Consider the following 23,319-nt stretch of genomic DNA (forward strand, 5'->3'; position numbering starts at 1 on the left):
TTCTCCCCGAGCCTTCGACGGATGACCGATTCCCGGCCTCCCTACGGGTCCGCGGCGCTCATGGCGCTCGCGGTCCTGGTGCTCTACGTCGTGACGCTGGCACCCACCACCGCCTTCTGGGACACCAGCGAGTACATCGCGACCGGGTACATCCTCGGCATCCCGCACCCGCCCGGGAATCCGCTGTTCGTCATGCTGGCCCGCACCTGGGCCTTGTTGCTGGCGCCCACCGGCCTCAGCCCGGCGGTGCGCATCAACCTGTTCGCCGCCGTGACCAGCGCCGCGTCCGCCGGGCTGTGGTTCCTGGTGGCGCACCGGCTGTTGCTCCCCGTCCTGCGCGACGACCGGCGCGCGAAGCTGGGTGCCGTGGCCGCGGCCGTGCTGTCCGCCACCGCGTACACGGTCTGGAACCAGTCCAACGTCAACGAGAAGGTCTACACCGTCTCGACGTTGATCATCGCCTGGGTGACGTGGCTGGCGCTGCGCTGGCACGACCGGCGCTCCGAGCCCGGCAGCGAGCGCTACCTGGTCGGGATCCTGTACCTGCTGGTGCTGGGCTCCACCAACCACATGATGTCGGTCCTGCCGCTCCCGGCCGGGCTGCTGCTGATCGCGCTCACCATGCCGGCGGTCCTGACCCGGCCGCTGTTCTGGGCGCGCGCGCTGCCCGCGGTGGTCCTGGCGCTGTCGGTGAACTTCTTCCTGCCCATCCGCTCCGCGCAGGATCCGATCATCAACGAGGGCGAGCCCTCCTGCGAGAGCGTGGCCGGCGCGGCCGTGGCCGTCTACACGAACGGCAAGGCCGGGTGTCCCGCGCTGGCCGACAACCTGCAGCGCGTGCAGTACGCCAAGCCGCCCATCAGCCAGCGCAACGCGCCGTTCTCGCACCAGCTCCTCAACTACTTCCAGTACTTCGACTGGCAGTGGGCGCGCGGACTGGACGCGTCGGATCTCCCCGGCAGCCGCCGCCTGCCCGTGACGTTGCTCATGCTCGTGCTCGGCGGCTTCGGGCTGTGGACGTTGTGGCGCGCCGACCGGCGCCTGTTCGCGTACATGGCCACGCTGACCGGGACGCTCACGGTCGCGCTGGTCTTCTACCTGAACTTCAAGTTCGGGTATTCGCTCGCGCCCGAGGTGACGGATCTCAACCTGCACGAGGTCCGCGAGCGCGACTACTTCTTCGTCGCGAGCTTCTCGTTGTGGGGCGTGCTGGTGGGGCTGGGTCTGTCCGGCGTGTGGCGTCTGCTGGGCGAGCGACGCTCCACGGGTCCCGCCTCCTGGGCCGCGGCACCCGTCCTGGTGGTGGCCGTGCTGCCCCTCGTCATGAACTGGACGTGGGCCAGCCGCGCAGGAGACTACGCCGCCCGTGACTGGGCGCACGACCTGCTGATGTCCGTGGAGCCGTATGGCGTGCTCTTCACCAACGGGGACAACGACACGTTCCCGCTCTGGTACGCCCAGGAGGTGGAGGGCATCCGCAAGGACGTCACCGTGGTGGTGGTGCAGTACCTGTTCACGTCGTGGTATCCGAAGCAGCTCCAGCGGCATTCCGCGCCCGCGCGCCAGCGTGCCTTCGAGCCCGGCGCCGCGGACGGCGTCTACGACGCATCCGCCGTGGCTCTGCCGGATGCACCGATCCTGTCGCTCCCGCCGGAGGACATGGACCGCGTGCAGGGAGGCCCGGTGCCCCAGAACTTCGTCATGGGGCTGGGCCCGGTCGCCGTCTCCTACGAGGCCGGGACGTTCCTCAATCGCGGACAGCTCCTGTCGCTGTTCATCATCCGCGACAGCCTGGGCAAGCGACCCATCTACTTCGCATCCTCCGCCGGCCTGATGGGACAGCTGGGGCTGGACCAGTGGGCCGTGCGCCACGGGCTCGCGGTCAAGCTGGATCCGCGCCGGCCGGACGCGGACCCCGAGCCCGACCTGGTGGAGCTTCCCCCGCAGATGGGCGGGGGACGCGTCAACGTTCCCGCGTCGCTGCGCCTCGCCGAGGACGTACTCTCCGCACGCAGCCTGGGCGACCGCGAGCTGTGGCAGGACCGGGCCACGCTCAACATCCCGCTGCAGTACTACATCTTCTACGCGCAGCTCGCCGAAGGTGCCGCGCGCGCCGGGCTTCCGGAGGCGCAGGTGGAAGCGTTGCGCGAGAAGGGGGATGCGTTCCTCAGCACGTGGGAGACCGGGCGCAACCGCATCGGCGCCGGCGGGGGCTGACGCCCCTCCCGGAACCCCCCGCACCGGGACGGGGTCGTGGAGGCATGGACGCGCACCCCACGGACCTGACGCCGGACGAGCTGGCGCGGTATGCCCGTCACCTGGTCCTCCCCGAGATCGGACGGGCGGGGCAACGCGCGCTCAAGGACGCGCGCGTCCTCCTGGTCGGCGCCGGTGGCCTGGGCTCTCCGGCGGCGATGTACCTCGCGGCCGCGGGCGTGGGCACGCTCGGACTCGTGGACTTCGACGTCGTCGACGCCACCAACCTGCAGCGCCAGATCCTGCACGGCACCTCCGACATCGGGCGCGCCAAGCTCGCCTCGGCCAGCGACCGGCTGGCGGACCTGAATCCCCACGTGCGCGTCGAGCGGCACGAGGCCCGCCTGAGCAGCGCCAACGCGCTGGAGATCCTCGACGGGTACGACCTGGTGCTGGACGGCACCGACAACTTCCCCACGCGCTATCTCGTCAACGACGCGTGCGTGCTGCTCGGGATCCCCAACGTCTACGGAGCCATCCTGCGCTGGGAGGGGCAGGCGTCGCTGTTCGCCGCACCGGGCGGGCCGTGCTACCGCTGCCTGTTCCGTGAGCCCCCGCCGGCCGGGCTCGTCCCCAACTGCGCCGAGGCCGGCGTGGTGGGCGTGCTGCCCGGTATCGTGGGCTCCATCCAGGCGCTCGAGGCCATCAAGTGGATCGTGGGGGCGGGGGAGAGCCTCGTGGGTCGGTTGCTCCTGTTCGATGCGGTCGGTCTGCGCTTCCGCGAGATCGCCTTGCAGCGCGATCCCGACTGTCCCGTCTGCGGCGATGCGCCCACCGTCACCGCGCTGATCGACTACGAGCGCTTCTGTGGCGTGAGCAGCGACGTGCCGGGTGTGGACGTGGACGCGCTGCGCGCGGAGCTGGATGCCGGAGCCACGCCGCTCCTGCTGGACGTGCGCGAAGCCTTCGAGTGGGAGGCGGGCCACCTCGGCCATCTGGGCGCGCGCTGGATCCCGCTCGGCGAGCTGGAGGCGCGGGCCGGGGAGCTGCCCGTGGACCGCCCGCTGGTGGTGTACTGCGCCAGCGGAGTGAGGAGCGCGCAGGCCGTGGAGATGCTGCGGGCCCGCGGCTACCACGACGCGCGCAACCTGGAGGGCGGCTACCGCGCCTGGACGCTGCGGCACGGCGCAACGCCGGCCACGCCATGAGCGCGCTCCCCCGCGTGGTGATCGTTGGGGGTGGCTTCGGGGGCATCGAGGCGGCGCGCGGGCTGGCCGGCGCGCCGCTGCACGTCACGCTGCTCGACCGACACGCGTACCACACGTTCTATCCGCTGCTCTACCAGGTGGGCGCCGCCGAGCTGGGGCCCACGTCCATCGCGCATCCCATCCGCTCGATCCTGCGGGGGACCGGCGTGCAGTTCTGCCAGGGTGCGCTGCAGCACGTGGACCTGGAGCGGCGCCTCCTCACCACGTCCACCGGCACGCTGGCGTACGATCGCCTCGTGCTCGCGGCCGGCAGCGTGGCCCACTTCTTCGGCGTCGAGGGCGCGCGCGAGCACGCCTTCCCGCTCCGCACCATGCCGGAGGCGATCCGCCTGCGCGCGCACATCCTCGATTGCTTCGAGCGGGCCTCGCGCTCCACCGACCACGCGGAGCGCCGTCGCCTGCTGACGTTCGCGATCGTCGGCGGTGGCCCCACGGGCGTCGAGTACGCGGGCGCGCTGGCGGAGCTGGTGTTCGGACCGCTCCACCCCGACTACCCGGAGATCCCGCTGCGCGAGCCGCGCGTGCTGCTGCTCGAGGGTGCGTCGCGCCTGCTGCTGGCCATGCCGGAGCGGCTGGCGCACTACGCCGACGAGCGCCTGCGCGACCGCGGGGTGGACGTGCGCTTCGGCGCGGTCGTGGACCGCGTGACGGCGGACTGCGTCCGCCTGAAGAGCGGGACGGAGCTGGACACCGCCACCGTGATCTGGACGGCGGGTGTGGCCGGCGACCCCGCGGCGCCCACCTGGGGACTGCCGGTGGCCCGGGGAGGCCGCGTGCCGGTGGAGCCCACCCTGCAGGTCCCGGGGCATCCGGAGGTGTACGTGGTGGGCGACCTGGCCTGGTTGGAGCAGGACGGGCAGCCGCTCGCCCAGGTGGCCCAGGTGGCCCTGCAGCAGGGCGCGCACGCCGCCCGCAACCTCCTCGCCGAACAGGGCGGGCGGCCGCTCACGCCGTTCCGGTACCGGGACTACGGCATGATGGCCGTGATCGGCCGCAACGCCGCCGTGGCGGAGCTGGGGGGCGCCACCTTCACGGGCTTCGTGGCCTGGGTGATGTGGCTCGTCATCCACCTGGCCAAGCTCATCGGCTTCCGCAACCGCGCCCTGGTGCTGCTCAACTGGGGCTGGAACTACCTGTCGTTCCCGCGATCGGTGCGCCTGGTGGTGCCGGGCGCGGGGGAACGCGAACGGCCGGAGCGGTAGTCCGCCCCGGCCGTCCCCCGCGCGGCCGACCGGGCCGCGCCGTCTCCTTCCGTGCCTACCAGCGCGCCAGCGAGACGATCCCCTCCAGCACGTTCTCGGTCTGGGGCAGGATGACCTCCTCCACCTGGGGCGCATAGGCCACCCAGGTGTCCAGGGAGGCGATGCGTCGGACCGGCGCGTCCAACCACGGGAACAGCTCGTCCGCCATGCGGGCGGCGATCTCGGACCCGATGCCCCACGAGAGCGAATCCTCGTGGACGATCAGCGCGCGGTTGGTCTTCTTCACCGAGGCGGCGATGGTCTCCATGTCGAACGGCTGCAGCGTGCGCAGGTCGATCACCTCGACGTCGATGCCGTGCTGGTCGGCCGCCTGACGGGCCGCGTCCAGCGAGCGCTTCACGAGGGCCCCGCAGGTCACGAGCGTCAGGTGCTCGCCCGGACGCACCACCTTGGCCTTCCCGAACGGGATCATGAAGTCCGGCCCGGGATTGACGCCCTTGTTGTAGACCTGGCGGTAGAGGTGCTTGTGCTCCAGGAACAGCACCGGGTCCTCGCAGCGGATGGCCGTGCGCAGCAGCCCGTTCGCGTCCACCGCGTTGGAGGGCAGCACCACGCGCAGGCCGGGCGTGTGCGTGAACAGCGTCTCGCCGGTCTGCGAATGGTAGATGGCGCCACCCTTGAGGTACCCGCCGTACGTGACGCGGATGACGACCGGCGAGCTGTAGGTGCCGTTGGAACGGTAGCGCATGGTGGCCAGCTCGTTCCGGATCTGCATCATGGCCGGCCAGATGTAGTCGAAGAACTGGATCTCGACGACCGGCTTGAGGCCACGCAGCGCCATCCCGATGGCGCGTCCCACGATGTTCGCTTCGGCCAGCGGGGTGTTGAACACCCGCTCCCCCCCGAACTGCGCCTGCAGCCCGTGGGTGACCTTGAACACGCCGCCCTTCCCCTTCACCTCGCGTAGCGCCTCCTCGCGCGAGGCATCGGCCACGTCCTCGCCGAAGACCACGATGCGGGGATCGCGCTCCATCTCCGAGCGCATGCATGCGTTCAGCAGGTCCACCACGGTCAGCTCGCGGCCTTCCGGGTCCCACTGCGGGCTGTCCTCGGTGTCGAAGTCCGGACCGGTGGGGTCCACGTCCTCGGAGAAGAGATGGCGGGTGGCGGTGTCCACGGAGGGCTGGGGACGCGCGCAGGCCTGATCGGCTGCATCCGCGACCTGCTTCTCCACGTCGGCCTCGAGCGCGTCGAGCTGCTCGGCCGTCGCGAACCCCTCGGCGAGGATCAGCTCGCGCGCCCGGAAGAGCGGATCGCGACGCGACTGGCGCTCGCGCTCCTCTTCGGTGCGGTACATGCGCTCGTCGTCCGACATGGAATGCGAGTACGGCCGCACCACGTGCGCGTGGACCAGCGCGGGACCGCGCCCGGAGCGACAGTAGCGCACCGCGCTGCCCGTCACCTCGTAGCTGTCCAGCAGGTCGCAGCCGTCGCACTCCAGGATGTACAGGTTGGGGAAGCCCTGCACGAGACGGGAGATGCTCCCGCCGGCGGTCTGCACCTCCACGGGAACGGAGATGGCGTACTCGTTGTCCTCGATGAGGAAGAGGACGGGGAGCTTCAGGTTGCAGGCCGTGTTCATGGCCTCCCAGAACTCACCCTCGGACGTGGTGCCGTCCCCGGCGCTGACCACCACGATCTCGTCGTCGTGCCGCGGGCCCATGGCTCCCGACAGCCCGCCGTGGCGCTTGCCGCGCCAGCCGGCCTCGGCCGAGCCCACCGCCTGCAGGAACTGCGTGCCGGTGGGGGAGGACGTGTTCGCGAGGTTGAGGCGGTGATCCCCGTAGTGGCCGGGCATCTGGCGGCCGCCGCTGGCGGGGTCGTCCTCGGCGCCCACCGCCTGCAGGAAGTGGTCGTAGGGGGTCTGGCCCAGACGAAGGCTCAGGGCCCGGTCCCGGTAGTAGAGGAAGAACCAGTCGTGCGCCGGCTTGAGGTGCTCGGCCAGGGCCACCTGGACGGCCTCGTGCCCGGCCCCGGAGATCTGGAAGAAGATCTTGTTCTGGCGCTTCAGGGAGATCTCACGGTCGTCGACCCGCCGGGCCGTGACCATCGTGCGATACAGCTCGAGGATGCGCTCCGGGGAGAGGCCGCGGAGGTCCCGGCCGGTGCCCAGCTCGTCGGCGGTCGTCGACATCCACACTCCTGGGTGGCCCGTGGCCAGGCGGTGGCCGGCGGGTTCCCGATCAGACGTTCATGCGCGAGGAATCCAACGGGATCGGGCCCCTGTCCGGCCCCTCGGGGGCCCGACGGAGGTCCGCTGGAAACTACCCCGAGGGCCGGGGAAGGCCAACCCGGTCCAGCTCGTCCCCGAGGGACTCCGCGTCCGGCAACGGGGCGGAGCAGGTCCGGTGCCAGCAGACCCAGGCGCGGGCCTCGCCCTCGGGTGCGCCGCGCTCCGCGAGCAGGGGGCTCTCGTCGAGACCGGGGCCGGCCAGCACCAGGCCCGGGGTGATCCGGGCGGCCAGCGTCCGGTGCAGGGTCGCCACCGCGTCCGGGGCTCCCACGAGCGCGACCTCCAGGGGGCCGGAGCGCAGGCGGGCCTCCACGCCCAGCAGGTGGCCGAAGGCCAGGGGATGCCGGTCCGCCATGGGGCGGGCGGCGTCCACCAGGCGGCGCGCGCGCTCCGTCCAGTCGTCCCGGCCGAAGAGTGGCCCCAGGCGCGCCAGCAGCTCGGCCGCCAGGGCGTTGCCGCTGGGGAGCGCGCCGTCCGACAGGTCGCGGGGCCGCACGATGAGCGCCTCGCCATCGGCGGGCGTGTCGTGCAGGAGCGGCTCGCCGGCGTCCCCGAACCGCTCCAGGAGGGCCTCGGCCAACGTGGCCGCCTCCCGCGCCCACACGGGATCGAGCGTGGCCTCGTAGAGGGAGAGGAGGCCGTTGCCCAGGGCGGCGTGATCCGACAGGAACGAGCCCTCGCCGCGCCGGCCGTCCCGCCACGCGTGCAGCAGACGGCCGTCCACACGCAGCGTGTCCAGGAGGAAGCGGGCGGCGCGCGCGGCCGCCGTCACGTAGGCGGGCCGCTCCAGCCGCCAGCCCACCTCGGCCAGGGCCCGGACGGTGAGCCCGCTCCAGTCGGTGAGCACCTTGTCGTCGCGGAGCGGCTCGGGACGCGCGGCCCGCGCCTCGAGCAGGCGCGCGCGCGCGGACGCCAGGGTGGCGGCCATACGGGCGGGCTCCATCCCGGCCGAACGCGCGAGCGCGTCCGGGTCGTGCGGGAGGTGCAGGATGTTGACGCCCTCCCAGTTGCCCACGGCGGAGACGTCGTAGGCCCGCTTGAACAGGGAGGCGTCCTCGCCCAGGACGGCGTCCACCTCGGCCTCGGTCCAGACGTAGTGGCGGCCCTCCTCGCCTTCGGAGTCGGCGTCGCGCGCGCAGTAGAAGCCCCCGCCCGCATCCGTCAGGTCCGCGAGGACGTAGTCGAGCGTCTCCAGCGCCACCGCCCGCAGGTCGGGTGCGTCCTCGGCCAGTCCGGCGCGCATGAAGGTGCGCGCCAGCTGCGCGTTGTCGTAGAGCATCTTCTCGAAGTGCGGCACCAGCCAACGGGCATCCACGGAGTAGCGGTGGAAGCCGCCCGCCAGGTGATCGCGGATGCCGCCCCGGGCCATCGCGCGCAGCGTGTGCGTCACCATGCGGCCGGCCTGCGCATCGCCCGTGGCGATCCGCCAATCCAGCAGCAGGTCCAGGAGCGCGGGCTGCGGGAACTTGGGCGCGCCCCCGAACCCTCCGTGCGTGGGATCGAAGGCGCTCCGCAGCCGCACCACGGCGGCCTGCACGGGATCGCCCGCCGGGGCTGGTCCACCGGGCTCGGTGTGGCCGGAACGCGCGATCAGGTCGCGCAGCTCGTCCGCATGCGTCACCAGGTCGCTCCGCCGGGTGCGCCAGGCGTCCATCACGGCGCGCAGCACCTCCCGGAAGGCGGGCATGCCGTGCCGCGGCTCGGGCGGGAAATAGGTGCCGCCGTAGAAGGGCCGCCCGTCGGGCGTCAGGAACACCGTGAGCGGCCAGCCCCCGCGCCCGGTCAGCATCTGCACGGCCGTCATGTAGATGTGGTCGACGTCGGGCCGCTCCTCCCGGTCCACCTTCACGCACACGAAGCCGGAGTTCATGAGCGCCGCCGTCCCCGGGTCGGAGAAGGACTCGTGCTCCATGACGTGGCACCAGTGGCAGGCCGCGTATCCGATCGACAGCAGCAGCGGCCGCTCGCTCGCGCGAGCCTGCTCGAAGGCTTCCTCGCCCCAGGGATACCAGTCGACCGGATTGCCGGCGTGCTGGAGGAGGTAGGGGCTGGCCTGGTCGGCGAGGCGATTGGGCATGGGCGGTCGCGGCGTCAGGCCGCGTCGGGGTCGCCCACGTCCGCCAGACGGGCGCCCGTGGCGATGGCGCGCGCGAGGCGTTTCGCGTACTGCTCGCTGGCCTCTTCGAGCTCCCGACCGCGGATGCGGGTGATGGGGAGGCGTCGTCCGTCGGCGCACACGAGGGAGATGAAGGCGCGCGGCCCCAGGTCGGACGGGCGTCCGTCCTCCGGCAGCGCCGCCACCGCCACCCGCACGTCGCCGCCCTGCAGGGACGCCACGACGTCGTCCAGGCGGTCCAGCGGCATCCGGCAGATCCCGAGGATCGTGGGGGACCCACGCACCATCACCGCGACATCGACCGCCGCCGCCTGGGTGGCCCGGCCGCTGTCGATGGCGTGGATCGAATAGAGGACGGGAAACCGCCCCGTGAGGAACACCGGCACGCGCACCATGGGCCCCGAACGTGTCCGACCCGCGGGGCCTCGCGCAACCGCTTGACGGGCCGGCCCCCGGCCGCCCCGGGCTCGCCCGCTGGACCTCGCGTGCGACCCCCGCTAGCGTGCCGGCACCGAAACGGCCGCGCCCCCTCCGACCGCACCGCATGATCGGCCTCTATCTCCGGCTCCTGCTGCGCCATCCCACCCTGCTGCCGGTCGCGATCCGGGTCGGCTGGCGGATCCGGCGTCGCGACTGGTATCGCCGGTTCCCCTTCCTGCCGCTCCCGTCGGCACGCTACCTGCGCTGGAGGACGGAAACCGCGTCCGGCCGGGAGGACACGCCCCCCACGCCGCACGAGCTCAGGCGCTATCTGCTCTGGGCCAAAGGGTTTAGGAGAGACGGCTGACCGGAGGGGCTCGTGGGCAAGTTGTTCCTGTTCGCGCTGATCGCGTTCTGCGGGGCCCTGTGGTATCCGGGCACGCGGCCGCGGGTCGTCGAAGCCATCGAGCCGGCGCTGAATCCGATCCACGCGTACTCGACCGAGAACGAGATGGAGCGGATCGCGATCGAGCTGCTGGGCTACGACCGGACGTACTACCGCCTCCCCACCGATTCCCGCGGATTCGGGGAGTGGCTGGACGGCCGCTTCACGGAGGAATCCGGGCTGGACAGTTGGGGTACGCCGTACGCGCTCCGGGTCTGGGACGACTCCTTCGCCATCCTGTCGGGGGGAGCCGATCGCGAGATGGGGACCCCCGACGACCTGCGCTGGTTGCAGGACCGGAGACGGTAGGCACCGCGTCCAGGACGGGGCGGCGCCGGACCCTACATGCCGGTGGACGCCCTCGTTGGACGCACTGACCACAGCGCTGCTCGACCTCCTGCCCCGGGTGGGGCCGGCCCTGCTGTTCGTGCTGGCCCTCCTCGAGACCTGCTTCGTCACGGGGCTGGTCGTCCCGGCCGGGGTGGCCCTCCTGTTGGCCTCCGCGCTGGCCGCGGCCGGCACGCTCTCGCTGCCCGTCGTGGTGGCCTCGGCGTCGGCGGGCGCCCTCGCGGGGGACTCCATCGGCTTCTGGGTCGGGCGGCGCGTCGGGGCCCGCTTCCTGGACTCGGACCGGGCCCTGGGTGGGCTGACCCCGGACCGCCGCCGCCGCATCGACCGCATCCTGGCCGGCGAGCCACTCGTCTCGGTGGCGCTGGCGCGGGTGGTCTCGTTCGTCCGCACCCTGATGCCGATGGCCGCCGGGGCCAGCCCGCTGGCCTACCGCCGCTTCCTGCTGTTCGACGTCCTGGGCGTGGTGGCCTGGGCGGCCCTCTACGTGGGCATCGGGTGGGTGGCGGGGGAGAGCTGGGAGACCCTCAACAACGCGCTCGGCCTGGTGGGGGTGGGCGTTTTCCTGCTCGCGATGGCCTGGCTGTGGCTGCGCCGCCGGCGCCGCCGCGGTGCCCCCCTGTCCGTCGCCCTCACCGGCAACGTGGCGGCCGGCAAGTCGAGCGTGGCGGAGGTGTGGCGTCAGGCGGGCGTGCCCCTGGTGAGCGCCGACGCCCTGGCGCGCGATGCCTCCGCGCCCGGTAGCGAGGGGCTGGCCGCGATCTCCGCCGCCTTCGGCCCCGAGGCCATCGCGGCCGACGGTTCCTTGGACCGCGGGTGGATGCGCGACCGCGTGTTCCGCGATCCCGAGGCGCGCGCCCGGCTCGAAGGGATCCTGCACCCGCGCATCCAGACGCTGCGCGAGCGGTGGGTGGAGCGGCAGCGGCGCGCCGGTGCGCGGTGGGTGGCGGCGGAGATCCCGCTCCTGTTCGAGGCCGGCCTGGAGGACCAGTTCGACGTGGTCGTGCTGGTCGATGCCCCCGTGGCGGAGCGCCGCCGGCGCCTGATCGACGAGCGCGGTCTGGACCCCGCGGAGGCGGACCGGGTCATTGCCGCGCAGATGGACCCTCTGCTCAAGCGATCGAGGAGCGACTACGTGATCGACAACGACGGAGACCGGGCCCACCTGCGGGAACGCGCTGCGGAGGTCCTCGAGCGCGTGCGGAAGCGATCGTGAGCGAGCGGCTGCGGATCGACCTGCACCTGCATACCCGCGGTTCCTTCGACTGTCTCTCGGATCCCGAAGACGTGCTGGCCCGCGCCCGCGCCCGCGGGGTGGAGCGCATCGCCATCACCGACCACAACGCGATCGACGTCGCCCTGGAGATGGCGGCGCGCCATCCGGATCGCGTCATCCCCGGCGAGGAGGTCAAGACGGCGGAGGGAATCGACGTCATCGGCCTCTACCTGAGCGAGCTGATCCCCAAGGGGACACCCGCGCGGGAGACGTGCGAGCGCATCCGGGCGCAGGGCGGGATCGCCTACCTCCCGCATCCGTTCGCACGCGGGAAGGGTGGCGGCGGTCAGCTGGTGGAGCCGCTGGTGCCGTGGCTGGACGTGATCGAGGTGTTCAACGGTCGGCTCCGCCCGCCGGAGCTGAACGACCGGGCGGAGCAGGTGGCGGAGCGCCACCGACTCCTGCGTGGTGCAGGGTCGGACGCGCACACGCTCGGTGAGGTCGCGGCGTGTTGGGTCGAGGTGCCCGCACACCTCAACCGGCCCTCGGAGCTGCTTGACGCGCTGGCGCGCGCCGAACCCCACGGGGTCACGTCCCACCCGGTGGTGCACGTGGCGTCCACCTGGGCCAAGGTCCGCAAGGCGCTCCCGTTCTGACGGTCCCGTCCGCGGAACCCGGGAGCCCCGGACGGGGTCCTCAAGGCGCAGAGCCCGCCCCTGGGGCTCTGCCCGCAGGCAGCCACGACGTGCAGGGAGAGGGGAGGGGTGGGATCCGGTGCCGTACCGGACTCCGTCGGAACGTCTTCCGGCGATCGAGCAGGTTCTCCACAGCGTGCGCAACGCGTCGCGCGTCGTGCTCACCACGCACGTCAATGCGGATGGGGACGGCGCGGGAGCGGAGGCGGCCGTGCTGCGCTGGGTGCGCGCACGGGGCGCCGAGTGCTGGATCATCAATCCCACGCGCTTCCCCGACACCTTCTCGTTCCTGTTGCCCGACTCCGGGGCCTTCCTGGACGCGGGTAGCGCACGGGCCACGGAGGTCGCCGCTTCGGCGGACCGCGTCATCGTCCTGGACACGGGAGAGGCGCCGCGCATCGGCCGGGTCAAGAGCATGACCGACCACGTGCCCAAGACCGTGGTGGATCACCACCTTCCCGGGGACGCACCCATCACCGGGGTCGCACTGCGCGACGCCGGCGCCTGCGCCACGGGTGAGCTCGTGTACGACCTCCTCCTGGCGGACGGGGCCGACATCACCCGTCCCATCGCCGAGGCCGTCTACGTGGCGGTCATGACCGACACGGGCTCGTTCCGCTTCAGCAACGCCACACCGTCCGCGCACATCATCGCCGCCGAGCTGATCGAACGGGGGGTCCACCCCGAGGAGATCTACGAGCGCGTGTACGGCACGTCGTCCCTGGATCGCTACCGGCTCCTTTCGTCCTCGCTGGCCGAGCTGGACGTGGACGAGGACGCCGGGGTGGCCTGGATGACCGTGCCGGCCGAGGCCTTCGACACCTGGTCGGTCACGCCCGAGGACCTCGACGGCTTCGTGGACTACCCGCGCTCGGTGCGTGGGGCCGAGATCGGTCTGCTGTTCCGGAGCACGGCGAGCGGCGACACCAAGATCTCGTTCCGCTCCCGCGGCCGGGTGGACGTCAACGCCCTGGCCCGGCAGTTCGGCGGGGGCGGGCACGCCAAGGCGTCGGGCGCGTTGGTGCGGGCGCCGGTGGAGGAGGTGCGCGATCAGGTCCTCGACGCCGCGCGGCGGGCCGTCCGGCGGGCACGCGGCGACCGGGGCGCGGCGGATACGCGAAAGTCGTAGATTACCGGGATGAGAGAGTCTGTCACGCCATCGTCCGATCCGGGCGTGCCGGAGGCGCTGCCCCGCACCCTGGTGACCCTCCGGGACCGCCTGGGTGCAGGGGTTCTCGACCGCCTCTGGATCTTCCCGCCGCTGATCCGCGGGCGTCGGGAGCGGGGGCTGCTGGTCGCCACGCAGTTCACGGAGGGAGACGAGGACCGGCGCCTGCTGCTGACCGTCACCTACCAGGCCGAGCGCACCGGCAAGGGCCTCACGCTCGAGTCGCAGGTCATCGAGGAGGGCGTCTCGCCCGACGACCGCGTCCCGCACGTGATCGAAGGCGTCGTGTCCCGCTCGCAGCTGAACCTGGGCCCGCCCCGCGAGATCCTCCTGGAGGGGGACGAGGAGCGCTACCAGGAGCTGTTGTCGGAATACGACGCGCAGCTGTTCGAGGAGGTCGCTCCGTGAGCAACCCGGCCCGCGTCGCACCGTTCGTCCGCATCTTCAGCCGCTACCTGCGCGACCGGGGCCTGCCCGTCACCCAGCAGCGGGAGGCCATCGCACAGGTCATCTTCTCGTCCGAGGAGCACCTGTCGGTGGAGGAGATCGAGCGGCGGTTGCGGGACCGGGGCGAACGCATCGGCAAGGCCACCGTCTACCGCACGCTCGACCTGCTCGTGAAGAGCAAGCTGGTGGCCGAGCACGACTTCGGCGAAGGCTTCAAGCGCTACGAGCACCGGTTGTCGGCCGAGCCCGAGCACGAGCATCTCATCTGCCTCGGGTGTGGCGACGTGCAGGAGTTCCAGAGCCGCGAGCTCACCCGTATCGAACAGAGCCTGCAAGCCGAGTTCGGATTCCGGCCCACCCGGCACCGCCTCGAGATCTACGGCGTGTGCGCGGAGTGCCACCAGGCCGGGGTCGAGCTGCCCAACGAAGGACTCACCTGTCCGGTCGACGCGCTCTGAAGCGTGCCCAACCGGCCCTCGCACACCCAGGATGGGAGAAGGAGCGTGACCGGGCCCTTCGGTGACGCACGTCTGCAGGATCTGCCGTTCGAGTTGCCCCACCGCTTCCTCGGCCTGGACGACGCGGCCGGCGACTTCGACGCCGCGGGCGCCGTCGTGCTGCCCGTACCGTACGAGTCGACCACGTCGTTCGGCGGGGGGACGCGGCGCGGGCCGCACGCGATCATCGAGGCGTCCCGGTACGTGGAGACCTACGACCAGGAGCTCGACTGCGAGCCGTGCGCGCTGGGCGTGCATACGCTGCCCGCGCTGGAGCTGACGCGCGCCGGCGCGGCGTCCGCGATGGAGGAGCTGGAGGAGGCCTACGGGCGCGTCCTCGAGGCGGTGGGCTCGCGCTTCCTGCTGATGCTGGGGGGCGAGCACTCCATCTCCGCCCCGGCCATCCGGGCGGTGGCCCGCGCAGCGGGGCAGCGCATCCAGGTGCTGCAGTTCGACGCCCACGCCGACCTGCGTGCGGAGTACGAGGGATCGCCCGCCAGCCACGCCTCCGCCATGGCGCGCGTGCTGGATCACGCCGACGTGCTGGCCGTGGGCATCCGTGGCGTCAGCACGGAGGAGATCGAGGTCAGCCGTGCCCATGCCGGCTCGCACCTGATCTTCGCCGACGACATGTGGCAGGACGACACCTGGATGGACCGGGCGCTCGAGCGGCTCGGGGATCCGGTCTACATCACCTTCGACGTGGATTACTTCGACCCGGCGCTCGTGCCGTCCACCGGCACACCCGAGCCCGGGGGCGGCGACTGGTACCGCACGCTGCACTTCCTGCGGCGCGTGTTCCAGGAGCGCACGGTGCTGGCCGCCGACATCGTGGAGCTGGCGCCCATCCCGGGCCTGCACGCGCCCGACTTCCTGGTCGCGAAGCTCGCCTACAAGTTCCTGGCCTACCGCTACGAGCGGGTGCGGGGCGGCTGACGCCGCCCGCGCTCCCCGCCGCCCCCGACCCAGGGAGGGCACACGGCCGATGACGACCGAGTCCGCGCCCGACCCGAACGGCTTCGAGGCCGAGCGGTCTCCGTCGGTGCTCATGGGGGCACCCGGCGAGGCCATCCGGCGGGCCATGGAGCGGGCCACGGGCGCGCGACTCACGCTCGGGAACCGCGTCTCGCTGCAGTTCGATGGCCCGCTCACGTTCGACCTGTGGCTGGAGGCCATCCACAAGGCGCGCTCGTTCATCCACTTCGAGAACTACATCCTGCGCAACGATCCCGTGGGCCGACGCTTCCGCGACGCGCTCATCGAGCGGGCCGAGGCCGGGGTCGAGGTACGGGTGCTCTACGATTGGATGGGCTGCTGGGCCACGCCCCGACGCTACTGGCGCCCGTTCCACAAGGCCGGCGTGGAGGTGCGCGCATACAACCCGCCGTCCTTCGGCGACCCGTTCGGGCTGCTGCAGCGCGATCACCGCAAGCTCGTGTGCGTGGACGGCGAGGTCGCATTCATCGGTGGCTTTTGCGTGGGTCAGGAGTGGGCGGGGTCGGAGCTGGAGCCACCCTGGCGGGACACCGGCGTGGAGATGCGCGGACCGGCGGCCGCCGTCGCGGCCGGCGCCTTCGAGCAGATCTGGGCCCTGATGGGCGAGCCGGTGCCCGAACGCCTGATGCGCGACCCGGCGCTGGTGCCCCACGTGGGCGACACGCCGGTCTGGTTGATCGAAGGCGTTCCCTGGCGGACGCGCGTGTATCGCGCGGTGCAGCTCATCGCCGCCACGGCGCGCGAGCGCATCTGGATCACCGACCCCTACTTCGTGACGCCGCGCCCGGTGGCGGAAGGCCTGATGGCCGCCGCGCGCGACGGCGTGGACGTGCGCGTGCTGGTGCCGGCCCACAACAACTGGCCCTGGGTGGGCTCGCTCGTGCGCTCCGGCTACCGGACCCTCCTGGAGTCCGGCGTGCGCATCTTCGAGTGGCAGGGGCCCATGATCCACGCCAAGACGGCCGTCGCCGACGGGATCTGGTGCCGCGTGGGGTCGAGCAACCTGAACGCCGCCAGCCTGCTCGGGAACTGGGAGATCGACGCCGGCATCCTGGACGCGGACCTGGCGCGCGCGCTGGAGGCCCTCTTCCTGGCCGACCTGGCCAGCGCGGTGGAGATCGTGCTCCCGCGGCGGCGGGAGCCGACCACGCATCACCCCTCCGCCGAGCGGGCGCTGCAGCCGCGCACGTCCACGCTGGAGCCGCTCGACTTCCAGGACCGCCTGGACCGCTGGCGGCGCTCGGGCCCGGGCCAGGCGGGGACGGGGCTCGCGAGCCTGGTGCGCGCGGGCTCGGCCACGCTGGACGCGATCGCCGGCCGCCGCACATTGGATCGCGAGAACCGCACCGTGCTCATGACCACGGCGGCGGCGCTCGTCGTATTGGCCATCCTGGCCGCGCTGGCCCCGCATATCGCGGGGTGGGTGGTCGCGGCCCTGCTGGGTTGGGTCGGGGTGACGACGGGCCTGCGCGCGCTGCTGCAGGCCCGGCGTGCGCGCCGGGAGATCCTGGAGGACGTACGCGAGTGAACGAATCCGTCGGCGTGTTGGTGGCCTTCAGCGCGGGGATCCTGAGCTTCCTGTCGCCGTGCGTGCTGCCGCTGGTCCCGAGCTACCTGTCCTTCGTGACCGGGATGAGCCTGGAGGACCTGAAGGAGGGCGTGGACCGCCGGGCCACGCTCCTGCACTCCCTGCTCTTCGTGGCCGGCTTCACGCTCGTGTTCGTGCTGCTCGGGGCCAGCGCCTCGTTCCTGGGCCAGTTCTTCCGGGCCTACGAGGTGTGGGTGGCGCGGCTGGGTGGGGTGCTGCTCGTCGTGCTGGGGCTGCACCTCATGGGGATCTTCCGTCTCACCCCGCTCCTGCGCGAGAAGCGCCTGCACCTCGCGGAGCGCCCGGCTGGTGTGCTGGGCACGTTGGGCGTGGGCGCCGCGTTCGGGGCGGGCTGGACGCCCTGCATCGGGCCGGTCCTGGGGGGTGTGCTCACGCTGGCCGGGACGTCCGAGACGTTCTGGTCCGGGGTGGGGCTCCTGTTCGTGTACTCGGCGGGGCTGGCCGTCCCGTTCCTGCTGTCCGCCCTCGCGCTCGACCGCTTCCTCCAGGGCTTCCGCCGCTTCCGCGGCGTGCTGTCCTGGGTGGAGCGGCTGTCGGGCGCGCTCCTGGTGGTGCTGGGACTGCTTCTCCTCACGGGGACCTTCAGCGTCCTGTCCAACTACCTGGTGCGCCTCACGCCCGGGTGGTTGCTGGACCGGATCTGAGCCGACCGCCCGTGCAGGTCCAGACCTGTGCGCGCGCCGAGCGCGAGGCGGTGGTGGACACGCTGGTCTCCGCGTTCCGCGGCTATCCCGTGATGCGCTTCGTGTTGGGGGAGCGCGCCGACGACGCGTCCGACGCGCACCTGCGCGCGCTGGTCGGCTACTACGTGGACCGGCGCTTCCTCCAGGGGTGGCCGGTGCTGGCGCTGCGCGGTCCCGAGTCCATGCGCGCCGCCATCCTGGTGAGCGAGCCCGGTCCCTGGGACGAGGCCATCGCGCGCCGGGAGCTCGCCGCGCTGCGCGCCCTGATCGGCAACGCGGCGTTCGAGCGCATGCAGCGCTTCGAGGCGGCCAGCGATGCGAACGAGCCCGCCTCCCACCACCTCTTCGTGGGCATGGTGGGGGTGCGCCCGGAGTGGCAGGGACGGGGGTACGGCCTCGCCCTGCTGGACCACGTGCGGGAGCTGGCGCGCGCGGGCGGATACGACGGCGTGTGCCTGAGCACGGAGGATCCGGACAACCTGGCCTTCTATGCCCGGGCGGGTTTCGCCGTGGTCTCCGAGGCGCGCGTGGACACGCTCACCACGTGGTGCCTGTACCGGGACGCCCGCTGACGGCGCAGCCCGTCGGTCGCCCGGTCAGCCTGCGCGCGCCAACCCCGGATCCAGGTCCTCCTCCAGGAGCTGGCGTCGGTGCAGGCGCGCGTACGTGCCGCCCCGCGCGAGCAGGTCCGCGTGGGCACCGCGCTCCACGATCCGCCCGTCGTCCAGGACCAGGATCAGGTCCGCGTCCATCACCGCCGAGACCCGGTGGGAGATGATGAAGGAGATGCGGCCGGCCAGCACGTCCTTGAGGTCGGTGAGGATGCGCGCCTCCGTGTGCGTGTCCACGGCGCTCAGCGCGTCGTCGAGCACGAGGATGCGCGGATCGCGCGCCAGCGCGCGTGCGAGCGTGGCCCGCTGCTTCTGTCCGCCCGAGAGGTTGATGCCGCGCTCGCCCAGCGCGGTGTCGTAGCCGCGCGGGAAGTCGCGCACGGTCTCGTCCAGCTGCGCCACGCGCGCCGCGTCCTCCACGCGCGCCTCCGTGTCGGGCTGCCCGGCGTCCAGGCCCAGCGCCAGGTTGGCCCGGATGGACGTCGAGAACAGGAAGGCGTCCTGGGGCACGAAGCCGATCGCGTGTCGTAGCGCGTGCAGGTCGTAGCGCGGCAGCGGGATGCCGTTCAGCAGGATCTCCCCGTCCGTGGGGTCGTAGAGCCGGGGCAGCAGCGACACCAGCGTGCTCTTCCCGGAGCCCGTGGGGCCCACCACCGCGACGCGCATGCCGGGCTCGACGCGGAAGCTCACGTCGTCCAGCACGACCCGCTCGGTGTCGGGATAGCGGAAGCCCACGCCCCGGAACTCGAGCGTGAGCGGGCCGTCGGGCAGGGGGACGGCGTCGGCCGCGGTGTCGATGGCGGGGTGCAGGGCCAGGATGCGGTTCAGGCGCCCCATGGAGGCCGCGCCGCGCTGGAACAGGTTGACGACCCACCCGAGCGCGATCAGCGGCCAGGTCAGCATGCCCAGGTACGTCACGAAGGCGACGAAGTCCCCGATGGTGATCCGGCCGGCGATGATCTCCAGGCCGCCCACCCACAGGACGATCACGATGCCGCCGCCGGCGAGCAGCGAGAGCAGGGGGTGGAACAACCCCGAGGCGCGCACCAGGTCGACGTTGCGTTGCATGTACTCGCGGTTGAGCTCGCCGAAGCGGGCACGCTGCGCATCCTCCTGTACGTAGGCGCGCACGATGCGCACCCCGGTCAGGTTCTCCTGCACCATGGTGGAGAGCGTGGAGAGCTGCTCCTGGATCTGCTCGTAGCGGCGGTGGATGATCCGTCCGAAAAAGAGGACAGAGACGGGGAGCAGCACCATGGGCACCAGAGCCCAGGCGGTGAGCCGGGGACTGATCCACAGCATGAGCGTCAGGCCGAAGGCGAAGCCCACGATCGTGTTGACGGCGTACATGATGGCGGGCCCCACCGCCATGCGGACGGCGGACGTATCCTGCGCCGCCCGCGTCATCAGGTCCCCGGTCCGGTACTTGCCGAAGAAGGAGGCGTCGAGGCGCTGGAGATGCGCGAAGAGGTCGTCGCGCAGATCGCACTCCATGCGGCGGCTGACGCCGTTCAGCAGCTCGCGCATGCCGTAGCGGGCCGCACCGCCCAGGAGGGCGGCGAGGACCAGCAGACCGGCGAGGCGCAGCAGATCGGCCGGCGTGGTGCCGGAATCGCCCAGCGCATCGACGGCGAGCTTGACCAGCCAGGGCTGCACGGTCTGGAAGACGTTCGCCAGCACGACCAGGAAGAGCCCCAGGGCCATGCCGCGCCGGTAGGGACGGAAGTAGGGGAGGACGGCGCGGAGGTGGCTCATGGAGAGGGCAGCGGGTGTATCCGGGAGAGGGCGTGGATGCGTCGACCCGGCGGAGACGAACAGGTTCCCGGGACGGATCCGGGGTTCAACGGAGGCAAGGACGATGCGCGCAGGGAGTCGATGGACATCGGCGCTGGCGTTGATCGGTGCGGTGGGGATGGTGGCGTGCGGATCCGAGACGCGTTCGGCGAATGCGGAAGCGGGCCCGCCCGCGGCGGCGGTCGAGCCGCGTGAGCCCGATGTGGCCAGCGACCTGGCCCAGGGCGCGGCCCCGGTGGCTCCGGCCGTGGTGCCCGAGCCGGTGGTGGAGAAGCGCGAGCCCGCGCCGCCTCCGCCCGTCAGGCGGAACACGGTGCCGTCGAGCGAGCCGCCCACACACGCCCCCCGGACCGAGGAGCCGGTCCTGACGGCGACCGATCCGGAAGGCTCGCGTGTCGATCCCGCGCCCGTCCCCGAGGACGAGCCGCTGGCGGTGGCCGCCGGCACGCGCATGGACCTGCGGACCGAATCCACGCTCGACACCGAGCGCTCCCGCGTCGGGGACGTCTTCTGGGCGCGGATCGTGGACGACGTGCTGGGTGAGAACGGCCTGATCCTGCTCCCGGCCGGGGCCCGCGTACGTGGCCGCGTGCTGCAGAGCGACGCGAGCGCGTCGTCGGATGCGCCGGCCACGCTGGCCATCGGCTTCGAGGCCGTCGTGGTCGACGGCGTCGAGCTGCCGATCGACGCCGACGTGCTCTATGCCGATGTCGAGGCGGGCACGCGCGACTCGGGGGGCGAGACCGCCGCCAAGGTGGCGGGGGGTGCAGCGGCGGGGGCCATCCTGGGCCGCATCCTGGGCGGGCGCAGCAAGGACGCCGTGAAGGGCGCCGTCGTCGGCGCCGCCGCGGGTGCCGCGGTGGCGGCCGGGACCCGGGACGGCCACGCCCGCTTGCCGGAGGGCGCGCTGGTCGAGATCGAGCTCAAACGGCCGGTCCGTCTGATCTCGTAGCCCGCTCCGCGCCAAGGAAGGCCAGGGGGCCGGTGACCCGTCGGGTCGCCGGCCCCTCTTCGCGTCGGGACCCCCGCTTGCCCTCCGGGGGGGAGATCGCGCTGCGCATGGCCCTGGGCGCCGAGCCGACCGAGATCCTGCGCTGGGTCGGCCGCCACGCCGCGCTGCTGGTGGGGACCGGTCTGGCGGTCGGGGTGCCGGCCGCGTGGAGCGTCTCCCGCGCGCTGCGGGGCCTGCTGTACGGCGTCTCCCCCTACGACCCGCTGGCCGTGGTGGCTGCGGCCGCCGGCGTGGTGGGGCTGGCGGCCGCAGCGGCCGGACTGCCGCTGCGGCGCGCTACGCGCGTCGACGCCGCCCGGGAGCTGGTCCGACGCTGAGCCGCGCGCCTACCAGCCGACCGCACGTCCTCCGCGGCGCGGATCGGACCAGCCCTGTAGCGCTCCGGTCGGCCCCACCAGGATGGCCTGCACGTCGCCCGACACACCCCCGCTGAAGTAGGCGTCGGTCTCCCCGGCCTCCCGCTCCTGCAGGCGGTGTCCGAGCGCCTCCAGCGCCGCCACGGTCTCCGCGGTCAGGCCGCCGTGCTCGTAGACCACGACGTCGGGCAGGTGCTGGTGGTGCACCCGCGGCGCGTTGACGGCCTGCGCCACGTTCATCCCGTGGTCGATCACGTTGGAGATCATCTGGAAGACCGTCGTGATGATCGTCGAGCCGCCCGGTGTGCCCGTCACCAGGAACAGCCGCCCGTCCGGGTCCAGCACGAGGGTCGGCGTCATGGCGGACAACATGCGCTTCCCGGGCTCGATGGCGTTGTTCTCTCCCTGCACCAGGCCGAACTGGTTCGGCGTGCCGGGCTTCGCGGCGAAGTCGTCCATCTCGTTGTTGAGCAGGAAGCCGGCGCCCGCGACCGTGACCCCGCTGCCGTACCACGAGTTGATGGTGGTCGTCGTGGCGACGGCGTTGCCGTTCGCGTCCACCACCGAGTAGTGCGTCGTCTGGGTGCCGCGCTGCGCGGGGCCCAGGCCGGGCCCGACCGCGCTGGAGGGCGTGGCGCGCGCGAGCGAGATGTCGGCGCCCCGTTCGGTCGCGTACGCCTTCGAGGTCAGACGCTCGAGCGGCATCTCCACGAAGTCGGGATCGGCGAGGTACTCGTTGCGGTCCGAGAAGGCGCGCCGCGCCGCTTCGATATACACGTGCAAGGCCTCGGGCGAGTGCCAGCCCGACGCGCGCAGGTCGTACGGCTCGACCAGGTTCGCGATCTCCGCCAGCGTGGCGCCGCCCGACGACGAGGGCGGCATCGACAGCAGCGAGAAGCCGCGGTACGTGAAGCCGATGGGCTCCCGCCAGGCGGGCTCGTAGGCCGCGAGGTCCTCGTGCGTGATGATGCCGCCGCCCCGCTCCATCTCGGCCACGATCAGGTCGGCCGTCTCGCCGCGGTAGAAGCCGTCGGGCCCCTGATCGCGGATGCGCGTGAGCGTGCGCGCGAGGTCGGGCTGCGCGAAAGGAGCACCGAGCGCGGGAGGGGCGCCGCCGGGCAGGAACTGCGCGGCCGTGGCGGGGAACCGCGACAGCGCCTCGCGGCTGTAGTCGAGTCCGCCGGCCAGGCGGCGGTGCAGGGGGAAGCCCTGGGCCAGGTCGATGGCCGGCTGCACGACGTCCGCCCACGGCAGGAGGCCGAACCGCTGGTGGGCGGCCCACAGCCCGGCCACCGAGCCCGGCACCCCGCTGGCCAGGTGGCCGACCACCGACGCGTCGGTGAGGTTGCCCTGCGCGTCCAGGTACATGTCCCGCGTGGCGGCCGCGGGGGCCTTCTCGCGGTAGTCGAGGGCGTAGGCGTTTCCGTCCGCCATGCGCAGCACCATGAAGCCCCCGCCGCCGATGTTGCCCGCCTCGGGGTTCACGACGGCCAGCACGAATCCGGTGGCCACGGCCGCGTCCACCGCGTTGCCCCCGGCCTTCAGGATCTCGACGCCCACCGTGGAGGCGATGGAGTCCGTGGAGACCACCATGCCGTTGTCCGCCAGCACGGGCGTCACGTCGTGCGGGTAGAGCCAGTCGTCCGGGAAGCCCGCGACCGTGCCGGAGGGCGCTTCGCGTCCGCAGGCGAGCAGCAGCAGCGGAAGGGCGAGCACGGGGGCGAGACGGAGCGGCGACGCGCGTCGGGTCACGTGGGTCCTCACGGGATGGGCGGGTGTCTCCCCAAGTAGGGGGCGCGCCCGGACGGGGCGCAACCGCGTGCGGTGGGTAGGGGCGCTCGCCCGGACGGGGCGCAACCACGCGCGGGGCGTAGGGGAGCAGGCCCGGACGGGGCGCAAGCGCGCCCGGTCGGTGGGCCGGTGCCAGGCTCCGGGCGGCTCGCCCCG

General features: G+C 72.5%; 21 protein-coding genes. 16 read left to right on the plus strand and 5 right to left on the minus strand.

Features of this window, described 5'->3' with window-relative positions; all coding sequences use genetic code 11:
* Nucleotides 1-21 precede the first annotated feature (21 nt).
* Genes R3E98_02985 through R3E98_02995 form a run of 3 tightly spaced genes read left to right on the plus strand, consistent with a single transcriptional unit; the run spans nucleotide 22 to nucleotide 4,666 of the window.
* On the plus strand, nucleotides 22-2,217 hold the full coding sequence (locus R3E98_02985; protein MEZ4422350.1) for a DUF2723 domain-containing protein: 2,196 nt from the start codon (nucleotides 22-24) through the stop codon (nucleotides 2,215-2,217).
* 44 nt (nucleotides 2,218-2,261) lie between these two features.
* On the plus strand, nucleotides 2,262-3,404 hold the full coding sequence (moeB, locus tag R3E98_02990; protein ID MEZ4422351.1) for a molybdopterin-synthase adenylyltransferase MoeB: 1,143 nt from the start codon (nucleotides 2,262-2,264) through the stop codon (nucleotides 3,402-3,404).
* On the plus strand, nucleotides 3,401-4,666 hold the full coding sequence (locus R3E98_02995; protein ID MEZ4422352.1) for an NAD(P)/FAD-dependent oxidoreductase: 1,266 nt from the start codon (nucleotides 3,401-3,403) through the stop codon (nucleotides 4,664-4,666). The genes moeB and R3E98_02995 overlap by 4 nt, the downstream gene beginning before the upstream one ends.
* A 55-nt stretch (nucleotides 4,667-4,721) precedes the next feature.
* Here the strand turns inward: R3E98_02995 and R3E98_03000 are convergent, their stop codons facing one another.
* The 3 genes from R3E98_03000 to R3E98_03010 all read right to left on the minus strand — a co-directional run bounded on the left by R3E98_03000 (nucleotide 4,722) and on the right by R3E98_03010 (nucleotide 9,470).
* The gene (locus tag R3E98_03000) at nucleotides 4,722-6,860 is read right to left on the minus strand and encodes a dehydrogenase E1 component subunit alpha/beta (GenBank protein ID MEZ4422353.1); all 2,139 of its coding nucleotides are present in this window, start codon (nucleotides 6,858-6,860) and stop codon (nucleotides 4,722-4,724) included.
* A gap of 130 nt (nucleotides 6,861-6,990) precedes the next feature.
* Nucleotides 6,991-9,036 (minus strand): thioredoxin domain-containing protein, encoded by a 2,046-nt coding sequence (locus tag R3E98_03005; protein MEZ4422354.1) that lies wholly within the window; start codon nucleotides 9,034-9,036, stop codon nucleotides 6,991-6,993.
* Nucleotides 9,037-9,050: 14 nt separating this feature from the next.
* Entirely contained in the window at nucleotides 9,051-9,470 is a 420-nt protein-coding gene (locus tag R3E98_03010) for a hypothetical protein (GenBank protein ID MEZ4422355.1), read from the minus strand.
* A gap of 149 nt (nucleotides 9,471-9,619) precedes the next feature.
* On the opposite strand from R3E98_03010, the gene R3E98_03015 reads away from it, so the two are divergent.
* From R3E98_03015 to R3E98_03065, 11 genes are all read left to right on the plus strand, one after another.
* Nucleotides 9,620-9,862, plus strand: coding sequence for a hypothetical protein (locus tag R3E98_03015; protein MEZ4422356.1), 243 nt, complete (start codon nucleotides 9,620-9,622; stop codon nucleotides 9,860-9,862).
* A 12-nt stretch (nucleotides 9,863-9,874) separates the two neighbouring features.
* Nucleotides 9,875-10,249: a hypothetical protein gene (locus tag R3E98_03020; GenBank protein MEZ4422357.1), complete on the plus strand. Its 375-nt coding sequence runs from the start codon at nucleotides 9,875-9,877 to the stop codon at nucleotides 10,247-10,249.
* 55 nt (nucleotides 10,250-10,304) lie between these two features.
* A complete protein-coding gene (coaE, locus tag R3E98_03025; protein ID MEZ4422358.1) occupies nucleotides 10,305-11,504 on the plus strand; it encodes a dephospho-CoA kinase in 1,200 nt (399 codons plus the stop codon).
* Nucleotides 11,501-12,160, plus strand: coding sequence for a PHP domain-containing protein (locus R3E98_03030; GenBank protein ID MEZ4422359.1), 660 nt, complete (start codon nucleotides 11,501-11,503; stop codon nucleotides 12,158-12,160). Before coaE ends, R3E98_03030 begins: the two co-directional genes overlap by 4 nt.
* A gap of 175 nt (nucleotides 12,161-12,335) precedes the next feature.
* Nucleotides 12,336-13,328 (plus strand): DHH family phosphoesterase, encoded by a 993-nt coding sequence (locus R3E98_03035; GenBank protein ID MEZ4422360.1) that lies wholly within the window; start codon nucleotides 12,336-12,338, stop codon nucleotides 13,326-13,328.
* A 9-nt stretch (nucleotides 13,329-13,337) separates the two neighbouring features.
* Nucleotides 13,338-13,775: a hypothetical protein gene (locus R3E98_03040; protein ID MEZ4422361.1), complete on the plus strand. Its 438-nt coding sequence runs from the start codon at nucleotides 13,338-13,340 to the stop codon at nucleotides 13,773-13,775.
* Nucleotides 13,772-14,272 (plus strand): Fur family transcriptional regulator, encoded by a 501-nt coding sequence (locus R3E98_03045; protein ID MEZ4422362.1) that lies wholly within the window; start codon nucleotides 13,772-13,774, stop codon nucleotides 14,270-14,272. The genes R3E98_03040 and R3E98_03045 overlap by 4 nt, the downstream gene beginning before the upstream one ends.
* A gap of 45 nt (nucleotides 14,273-14,317) precedes the next feature.
* Nucleotides 14,318-15,247 carry an agmatinase gene (gene speB, locus R3E98_03050; protein ID MEZ4422363.1) on the plus strand — a complete coding sequence of 310 codons (930 nt, stop codon included), beginning with the start codon at nucleotides 14,318-14,320 and terminating at the stop codon, nucleotides 15,245-15,247.
* 49 nt (nucleotides 15,248-15,296) lie between these two features.
* Nucleotides 15,297-16,835 (plus strand): phospholipase D-like domain-containing protein, encoded by a 1,539-nt coding sequence (locus R3E98_03055; protein ID MEZ4422364.1) that lies wholly within the window; start codon nucleotides 15,297-15,299, stop codon nucleotides 16,833-16,835.
* The gene (locus R3E98_03060) at nucleotides 16,832-17,560 is read left to right on the plus strand and encodes a cytochrome c biogenesis protein CcdA (GenBank protein MEZ4422365.1); all 729 of its coding nucleotides are present in this window, start codon (nucleotides 16,832-16,834) and stop codon (nucleotides 17,558-17,560) included. Before R3E98_03055 ends, R3E98_03060 begins: the two co-directional genes overlap by 4 nt.
* 11 nt (nucleotides 17,561-17,571) lie before the next feature.
* The gene (locus tag R3E98_03065) at nucleotides 17,572-18,171 is read left to right on the plus strand and encodes a GNAT family N-acetyltransferase (protein MEZ4422366.1); all 600 of its coding nucleotides are present in this window, start codon (nucleotides 17,572-17,574) and stop codon (nucleotides 18,169-18,171) included.
* 24 nt (nucleotides 18,172-18,195) lie between these two features.
* On the opposite strand, the gene R3E98_03070 is transcribed toward R3E98_03065, so the two are convergent.
* Entirely contained in the window at nucleotides 18,196-19,965 is a 1,770-nt protein-coding gene (locus R3E98_03070) for an ABC transporter ATP-binding protein (protein ID MEZ4422367.1), read from the minus strand.
* Between the two features lie 103 nt (nucleotides 19,966-20,068).
* Between R3E98_03070 and R3E98_03075 the strand changes: the two genes are divergently transcribed.
* Nucleotides 20,069-20,956, plus strand: coding sequence for a hypothetical protein (locus tag R3E98_03075; protein ID MEZ4422368.1), 888 nt, complete (start codon nucleotides 20,069-20,071; stop codon nucleotides 20,954-20,956).
* Between the two features lie 77 nt (nucleotides 20,957-21,033).
* Nucleotides 21,034-21,333: an FtsX-like permease family protein gene (locus tag R3E98_03080; protein ID MEZ4422369.1), complete on the plus strand. Its 300-nt coding sequence runs from the start codon at nucleotides 21,034-21,036 to the stop codon at nucleotides 21,331-21,333.
* A 9-nt stretch (nucleotides 21,334-21,342) separates the two neighbouring features.
* On the opposite strand, the gene ggt is transcribed toward R3E98_03080, so the two are convergent.
* Nucleotides 21,343-23,124 (minus strand): gamma-glutamyltransferase, encoded by a 1,782-nt coding sequence (gene ggt, locus R3E98_03085; protein MEZ4422370.1) that lies wholly within the window; start codon nucleotides 23,122-23,124, stop codon nucleotides 21,343-21,345.
* Nucleotides 23,125-23,319: the final 195 nt, after the last annotated feature.

The sequence above is a fragment of the Gemmatimonadota bacterium genome (assembly GCA_041390125.1).
Taxonomy (GTDB): domain Bacteria; phylum Gemmatimonadota; class Gemmatimonadetes; order Longimicrobiales; family Gaopeijiaceae; genus JAGQIF01.